The sequence below is a fragment of the Streptomyces sp. NPDC004788 genome (genome assembly GCF_053601115.1).
This window is the reverse complement of record NZ_JBSGBF010000099.1, coordinates 22,290-29,025: the sequence shown is the minus strand read 5'-3', so window position 1 is coordinate 29,025 and position 6,736 is coordinate 22,290. Positions and strand designations below refer to the sequence as shown.

General features: G+C 71.6%; 9 protein-coding genes. 4 read left to right on the top strand and 5 right to left on the bottom strand.

Annotated features, from left to right (window positions below; all coding sequences use genetic code 11):
* The 4 genes from ACWEJX_RS31235 to ACWEJX_RS31220 form a co-directional block, all read right to left on the bottom strand.
* Positions 1-885: ABC transporter permease (locus ACWEJX_RS31235; RefSeq protein WP_451610783.1), on the bottom strand; the 885-nt coding region annotated here is incomplete at its 3' end.
* A 146-nt stretch (positions 886-1,031) separates the two neighbouring features.
* Positions 1,032-1,847: a molybdate ABC transporter substrate-binding protein gene (modA, locus tag ACWEJX_RS31230; RefSeq protein WP_451610782.1), complete on the bottom strand. Its 816-nt coding sequence runs from the start codon at positions 1,845-1,847 to the stop codon at positions 1,032-1,034.
* Positions 1,848-1,941: 94 nt separating this feature from the next.
* Positions 1,942-2,334 carry a TOBE domain-containing protein gene (locus tag ACWEJX_RS31225; protein ID WP_403789146.1) on the bottom strand — a complete coding sequence of 131 codons (393 nt, stop codon included), beginning with the start codon at positions 2,332-2,334 and terminating at the stop codon, positions 1,942-1,944.
* Positions 2,335-2,443: 109 nt separating this feature from the next.
* Positions 2,444-2,944, bottom strand: coding sequence for a molybdopterin-dependent oxidoreductase (locus ACWEJX_RS31220; protein WP_451610781.1), 501 nt, complete (start codon positions 2,942-2,944; stop codon positions 2,444-2,446).
* A gap of 891 nt (positions 2,945-3,835) precedes the next feature.
* On the opposite strand from ACWEJX_RS31220, the gene ACWEJX_RS31215 reads away from it, so the two are divergent.
* The 3 genes from ACWEJX_RS31215 (at position 3,836) to ACWEJX_RS31205 (ending at position 5,047) form a co-directional block, all read left to right on the top strand.
* On the top strand, positions 3,836-4,312 hold the full coding sequence (locus ACWEJX_RS31215; RefSeq protein ID WP_451610780.1) for a restriction endonuclease fold toxin-2 domain-containing protein: 477 nt from the start codon (positions 3,836-3,838) through the stop codon (positions 4,310-4,312).
* 14 nt (positions 4,313-4,326) lie between these two features.
* Positions 4,327-4,779 (top strand): hypothetical protein, encoded by a 453-nt coding sequence (locus ACWEJX_RS31210; protein ID WP_451610779.1) that lies wholly within the window; start codon positions 4,327-4,329, stop codon positions 4,777-4,779.
* A 70-nt stretch (positions 4,780-4,849) separates the two neighbouring features.
* Positions 4,850-5,047 carry a helix-turn-helix domain-containing protein gene (locus ACWEJX_RS31205; protein ID WP_451610784.1) on the top strand — a complete coding sequence of 66 codons (198 nt, stop codon included), beginning with the start codon at positions 4,850-4,852 and terminating at the stop codon, positions 5,045-5,047.
* Between the two features lie 116 nt (positions 5,048-5,163).
* On the opposite strand, the gene ACWEJX_RS31200 is transcribed toward ACWEJX_RS31205, so the two are convergent.
* Positions 5,164-5,562 carry a TOBE domain-containing protein gene (locus tag ACWEJX_RS31200; RefSeq protein ID WP_451610778.1) on the bottom strand — a complete coding sequence of 133 codons (399 nt, stop codon included), beginning with the start codon at positions 5,560-5,562 and terminating at the stop codon, positions 5,164-5,166.
* 85 nt (positions 5,563-5,647) lie between these two features.
* Here ACWEJX_RS31200 and ACWEJX_RS31195 point away from each other — a divergent pair, with 85 nt between their 5' ends.
* Positions 5,648-6,691, top strand: a complete 1,044-nt coding sequence (locus tag ACWEJX_RS31195) for a LacI family DNA-binding transcriptional regulator (protein ID WP_451610777.1) — start codon at positions 5,648-5,650, stop codon at positions 6,689-6,691.
* Positions 6,692-6,736 lie beyond the last annotated feature (45 nt).

The window sequence follows — 6,736 nt, the reverse complement described above, 5'->3', positions numbered from 1 at the left end:
GGATCGGTCAGCTACCCGGCTGCCGGCCCGGAGGTCGATGGCCAGAAGCCCCTGGGTGACACCGTACGGCGGTCGGACGGGTTCCTCGGGCGGATATCGTCCGCGCAGGGCGACCAGGACGGCCATGGCGATGGCGAGGAGCAGCAGGGAGACGGAGGTCGCCGCCTCCGGCTCGTCCTGCAGCAGCAGGTAGACCTGGAGCGGCAGGGTCTGCGTGGTGCCCGGCAGGTTCCCGGCGAAGGTGATCGTGGCGCCGAACTCGCCGAGCGCCCGCGCCCAGGTCAGCGCCCCGCCCGCGACGACGCCCGGCGCCACCATCGGCAGGGTCACGGTGAAGAAGACGCGGACCGGCGAGGCGCCGAGGGAGGCCGCCGTCTCCTCGTAGCGCGGCCGCAGTCCGCCGAGCGCGCCCTCCAGGCTGATGACCAGGAAGGGCATCGCGACGAAGGTCGCCGCCAGCACGGCGCCGGAGGTGTGGAAGGGCAGCGTGATGCCGAAGGTGTTCTCCAGCCACGGCCCGAGGAGTCCGCGCCGGCCGAAGGCGAGGAGCAGGGCGACACCGCCGACCGTCGGCGGCAGCACCATCGGCAGCAGGACGAGCGAGCGGACGAACGCCTTGCCCGGGAACGGCACCCGGGCGAGGAGCCAGGCCAGCGGGACGCCGAGCAGCAGCGAGAGGCCGAGCGCCCAGAAGGAGACGAGCAGCGACAGCTTCAGCGCCTGGACGGTGCCCGGTGAGCTCAGGTGATCGGCGAGTTCGCTCCACCGCGTCCGTACGAGGATGCCGATCAGCGGCAGGGTCAGGAAGGCCACGGCCACCAGCGCGGGCAGCGTCAGGGTGAGGGGCGGCCGGGCGCCGGAGGGGCGTGCGCCTGCTCGTTTCATCGATGATCCCGAAGACAGGAGGACGTGGAGACGTGGAGACGTGGAGACGTGGAGACGTGGAGTCTTGGAAACCCGGAGCACGGGGACGAGGGGCTGTCCGTCCCCCCGGGCGGACAGCCCCTCGCGGTCCGGGTGATCCCGGTCGGTTACGGCTTCTGGAAGCCGGAGTCCTGGAGGATCTTCTGGCCCTCGGGCGAGGACAGCCAGGCGACGAACGCGGCGGCGGCCCGGGCGTTCTTGGAGTCCTTCAGCGTGGCGGCCGGGTACGTGGCGATGGCGTTCTGGTCGTCGGGGATCTCCACCGCGTCGACCTTGTCCTTCGCGCTGTCGGCGTCCGTCTTGTAGACGAGGCCGGCGTCGGCCTCGCCCAGTTCGACCTTGCTGAGCACGGCGCGCACGTTCGGCTCCTGGGAGACCGGCTTCACCGCGATCTTCTGCTTGTCGAGGATCTGCTTGCTGTACTTGCCGGCCGGCACCTCGGGCGCGGCCAGGACGACCTTGAGCTTGGTGTCCGCGAGGTCCTTCAGCGCGCCGACCTTGTGCGGGTTGCCCTCACCGGTGGCGATGACGAGGCGGTTCTTCGCGATGATCACCGGCGCGCTCGTGTCGGCCTTGACCTTGTCCATGCTCTTGGTGTCGGCGGTGACCAGGACGTCGGCGGGCGAGCCCTGCGACACCTGGGCGACGAGCTCCTGGGAGCCGGCGAAGGAGAAGGTGAGCTTCGTGCCGGGGTGGGACTTCTCGTAGGCGGCGCCGGCGGTCTTGAAGACGTCGGTGAGGGAGGCCGCGGCGAGCACGGTCAGGTTCACCTGGGGCGCGGTGCTCGCGGAGTCGGAGGCCTTCGACCCGCCGGTGTCCTTCTTGGTGTCGTCGCTGGAACAGGCCGAGAGCGGGACGAGCAGGGCCGCGGTGAGGACGGCGGCGGCGGCACGTCGTCTCGTGGGCGTGAGCGTGAGGGACATGGCGGTCTGAACTCCTTGGGGACGTACGGAAAGTGCGGGGAGCAAGGCCGGTCGCGCCGACGGCCGAGGTGTCTCGGGTTTGCGTGAGGGGTGGTCAGGTGCGGTCGATGTGCACGCTGGTCGACTTCACGCGGGCGGTGGCCTGCATGCCGACTTCCAGTCCCAGTTCCTCCACGGCCTCACGGGTGAGGAGGGAGACCAGCCGGTGCGGACCGGCCTGGATCGTGACCTGGGCCGCGATGTCGCCGAGCTTGATCCCGGTGACGATGCCCGGGAAGGCGTTGCGCGCCGAGGTGTACGACGCGTCGTCGTCGCCCTCGCCCTGCGCGATCTCCACGGAGAACGCGGCGAGCGACTTGCCGTCGATCACGCGCCTGCCGCTCTCGTCGCGGTGGGTCGCGACCCGGCCCGCGTCCGCCCAGCGACGGGCGGTGTCGGGGCTCACGCCCAGCAGACGCGCGGCCTGCCCGATGGTGTAGGACTGCATATGCGACACCGTAGGTCCCGATCCCGCTCATCTGCAACAAAGTCGTGGGACTCTCCATCGCGAATGAGAGGGTGGTTGTAGGAAGGGATGAGGGGAGTCTCCGACGGTCTCAGTACGCGGACAGCGGGGCGCCGGGGAGCCGGCAGGAGCCGATCCAGATACCGGTGACGGCGCTGACGTACCGCGCGCCGCAGCGGTCGGACGGGACGACGAGCTGGGCGCCGGCCGTGTCGAGCTCCTCGTCGTCCATGCGGGTCGCGAGGAGGACGGGCGCGTTGCCGAAGTCGGCGTCGATCTCCGCCCACGACAGGACGGCGTGGTGCCCGTCGCCGCCGTTCACGGCCAGGAGGAATCTGGACCGCTCCTTGCGCCGGACGGGATCGAAGCCGGGACGGGTCCGGTCGACGACCTCGCGCAGCAGTGCCCCGACGAAGGTGTGGTGCTGCGGCCCGTCCTTCGCGCAGTCGTAGACGACCTCGGTCCGGTGCTGCTCCCAGCCGTGACGCAGATCGGCGACGGTGAGCGTGACGGGGCGGGCCACGTCTCCCCAGAGCGCGAAGGATCCGGTGGGTACGGGCACGGCGCGGCGTGCGGCGCTCGGTCGGCTCATCGTCGGTCCCCTCGTAGGCGGTCGGTGCGGCGGCTGCGCGCAGTGATACCCGACTGCCGGGGCGGGGAACCGTGTCTGCCACTCGAACTCCGCGTCCGGCACCGCATTTGTGAGCTTGATACGAGAGAAGTCCTCACATCGTCCCGGCCCATTGGCCAACTCTCGTCGCCGTCGCCTTCGCCGTCGCCGAGGGGCCCGCAGGCGAGGCGATGGCGGTCGTCGCGCACGAGAAGGAGTCCACGTGCGAGGTCAGGAGGCGGTTGGGGGAGGTGTGGCCGCTGAGCCACGCCTGCGTCCAGGAATCGCCCTGCACGCAGGGGCGAGCAAGCCCCTCCCGACCCCCGCCGGGCTGAACACCGCGTTCATCCAGGGCCGTTGCGCCCTGGCGGCGGTTCGCGGCGCGGCGCCGTCGGCGGTGCGGGCCGCCGGCCTCGCCGACCTCGACAGCGTGGGCAAGCTGATGGGCTGCATCCGGCGAGCTGAGCGGAAACGTCCCCGCACCAGCGGCGGGGGCCGCCCCCGTGGGAGGCGTTTGCCAGCTCGTACGTCCTCGGGGAGACGAGGAAGGGGCTGATGCGCAACGCGCCTTCCTGGGTCGGAAGGGTGGATCTCACCGCGGGGATGGGCGATCCCGGCGCCGACTGCACGGATACCTGGGGCTCGGCCAGGAGTTCCCCGAGGTGGTGGGCGAGACTCCTGCCGCCGCTCATACCCGCGCCGGCGCCCGTACCCGTCCCGGTCGTGCTCGCGTCGTACACCGGGCAGGTGCCGACGCTCGCCCCGATGGGCAATAAGGTCGACCCCTCAATCCCCTCCGCCGACCCGATTCCGCCGGTGCCTGGCACGACGCGCCTGCTCACAGCGGCGGAGCAGCAGTAGGGCCGCGCGTGGATGAATGGCCTCCAGCCCGGTGGCTTCGCGGGCGGCGGCGGTCCGGGCGATCCCGACAACGCCTACCAGCTCCGCGTGGCCGGCTACCCCGAGCGGGAGGTGCCGTCGCTGGGAAAGAAGCTCGGACTGATGGTGGACGGCATACGCGCCCTCGACGGACAGCTCGTCGAGGCGAAACACGTACGGGACCCGGACTGCAAGAACAAGGGCTTGCCGACGCTCGACCGGGTCGAGGAGACGCTGGCGAAGCCCGCCAAGGTCAACAATCAGGGGAAGATCACATGGGACCCGGAAGTCGACTCCTTGTACGCGGATGACGAGCGGGAACTCGTCCGCTACAAGCAAGCCATGGCCAACCCCGCGAACAGCGAGATCAGGGGGCTGGAGATCGTGACGAACGGCAGGGACAACGCCGCCTACTGGCAGTCCATGATGGCGATGACAGGCACGCCCGGCTCGACGCGCTACGTCCCCTGAGAACGAGGAAGAGCATGGCCACCGAACGGAACATCCGCATGAACATCGCCTTCTATCCCCCCAGGGAGAACGGCGGAGCCTGGCGCGCCACCCTGGAGTCCCTGGAGCGGGCGATGCGGGAGGCGTTCCCCGAGCCCACGATCAGCCACAGGACGTCCGGCGTGCACGAGATGACCCTGCTGGACTTCGAGGTCGAGCTGGCGCCCGACGTGTGGGTGGACGGCACCGCGGCCATCACCGAGCCCGACTACGCCTACATCACCCTCACCGACGTGACCGCAGACGAGGCCGCCGTCTTCGCCGTATGGCTCCGCGACTCCTTCGCGCCGGCGCCGCACCTCGTGCGCTTCGCGAGCAGCCTCGCCATGGCGAACGGCGAGGACACCCCGTCGCAGCTGCCGGCCACCGGGGGCCGCGAGAACATCAGCGGCCTGCTGCGCCGACACCTCGCCGCCTTCGACTACTGACCGGCCTCGGGGCAGTCGGTGACCCGTTACGGGGCGGCCTTCACGGTCCTGCAGACCCGGGTCCCGTCATCTGCGCGATGACGGCCTCGCTCCCTCCGCCTCCACAACCGGATCCGGCTTCCGGGGCAGGGGCGAGGACCGCGAGGCGCTGGGCATCCGCGTCGACACCATCCGCTACCGCGTCGACCGCATCCAGGCCCTCAGCGGCCGGGACCTGTCCCGCCTCGGCCAGAAGGCGGACCTGCGCGCGGCACTGCTCTGCCGCTGACGGCCGTACGCCGGCGCGGCCCGGGGCCGGCCGGCGGCCCCGGAGCGGCGCCGTCGGTGATCCGGTGACTCGCGCGGTGGTCCCGTGAGTGCTCTCGTGAGTGATTCCGCGCGTGCTCAGGGCACGTCGATGTGCACGCTCGTCGACTTCACCCTGGCCGTCACCGTGACGCCGACCTCGAGCCCGAGCTCCTCCACGGCCTCGCGCGTCACCAGCGACACCAGGCGGTGCGGGCCCGACTGGACCTCCACCTGGGCCGCCACGTCGTCGACCCGGACGGCCGTCACGATCCCCACGAACGAGTTGCGCACGGAGGTCGACACGTCGTCCTCCGGGACGGCGTGCAGCCCCGCACCCCGTTCCTGCGCGAAACGGGCCAGGGCCGTTCCCTCGATGACACGCTTGCCGGAGCCGTCCCGCTCCATGCCGAGCCTGCCGCCGTCCGCCCACCGGCGAACGGTCTCCGAACTCACTCCGAGCAGCTGCGCGGCTTGCCCAATGCTGTACGACGGCACACCCGCACTCTAGGCCACCCGGTTGAACTATCTTGGGCGGCAGGCGGGACGGCGCCTGTCCACGAGCGTATGAGGAGTGTCGGAGATGTCCACGTCCGGGGCCGGCTCCCGACCGCCGACGATCGCCGAGGTCGCCGCTGCCGCCGGGGTCTCGCGCACCACGGTGTCGCACGCCCTCAACGGCATCGGGAAGGTCGACCCCCGGACCCGGGAACGCGTCAAGAAGGTCGCCGCCGAGCTGGGATACCGGCCCAACCTGCGGGCCCAGCGGCTGCGGCGCGGGCAGGCCAAGGCCATCGCGCTCGCCTCGTCCATGCCGGTCGCGGTGGCCGCCGGGCCGTCGCGGCTCGGGTTCTACATGGAGATCGCCGCTGCCGCCGCCGAGAGCGCCCTGCTGCACGGTTACGCGCTGGTGCTCGTACCGCCCGTGCAGTCCGGTTCGGGCCTGCACTCCGTCGACATCGACGGCGCCATCGTCGTCGAGCCCGACGTGAACGACGCCGCCGTGGCCGATCTGAAGGAACGCGGGCTGCCGTACGTGGCTCTCGGCAGGCCCGTGTCGCCGGAGGAGACGGCGCCCTACGTCGATCTGCACGGCGGGCTCGTCGCCGAGCTCCTCCTCTCCCACCTGCACGAGCAGGGCGCCCGGCGGCCGGCGCTGATCATCGGAGCGGGCGAGCGGCACGCGGCGGTCGACGCCCGTGCTGCGTACGAACGGATCTGCGCGGAGTACGGGTGGACCCCGGTCGTGGCGACCGCTCCCGAGGCGGGCGGCGAGGAGGCCGGCCACGCCGCGTGCGCGGAGCTGCTCGCCCGGCATCCCGGCACCGACGCCGTGTGCGCGCTGGTGGACGCCTTCGCCGTCGGGGCGGTCAGGGCGATCAAGGACAGCGGGCGCGCCGTGCCCGACGACGTCATGGTCGTCACCCGCTACGACGGCCTGCGCGCCCGTACCTGCGAGCCGCCGCTCACCGCCGTCGACCTCCATCTGGACCGGGCGGCGTCCGACGCGGTGGAGCTGCTCCTCGGCCGGCTGCGCGGCGACGTGATCACCGGCGCGGTGGTCACGTCGCCCGAGCCCCGGGTGATCGCCCGGACCTCGTCGCTGCGGGTCAAAGCCCGAGCGTGAGGCCGCGGGTGATCGCAAGGGCCTCGTCGCTGCGGGTCAAAGCCC

What these genes read in the sequence shown, in the direction of transcription:
- modA (WP_451610782.1), bottom strand. Translation starts at nt 1,847, where the DNA reads ATGTCCCTCACGCTCACGCCCACGAGACGACGTGCCGCCGCCGCCGTC.
- ACWEJX_RS31225 (WP_403789146.1), bottom strand. Translation starts at nt 2,334, where the DNA reads ATGCAGTCCTACACCATCGGGCAGGCCGCGCGTCTGCTGGGCGTGAGC.
- ACWEJX_RS31220 (WP_451610781.1), bottom strand. Translation starts at nt 2,944, where the DNA reads ATGAGCCGACCGAGCGCCGCACGCCGCGCCGTGCCCGTACCCACCGGA.
- ACWEJX_RS31215 (WP_451610780.1), top strand. Translation starts at nt 3,836, where the DNA reads ATGAATGGCCTCCAGCCCGGTGGCTTCGCGGGCGGCGGCGGTCCGGGC.
- ACWEJX_RS31210 (WP_451610779.1), top strand. Translation starts at nt 4,327, where the DNA reads ATGGCCACCGAACGGAACATCCGCATGAACATCGCCTTCTATCCCCCC.
- ACWEJX_RS31195 (WP_451610777.1), top strand. Translation starts at nt 5,648, where the DNA reads ATGTCCACGTCCGGGGCCGGCTCCCGACCGCCGACGATCGCCGAGGTC.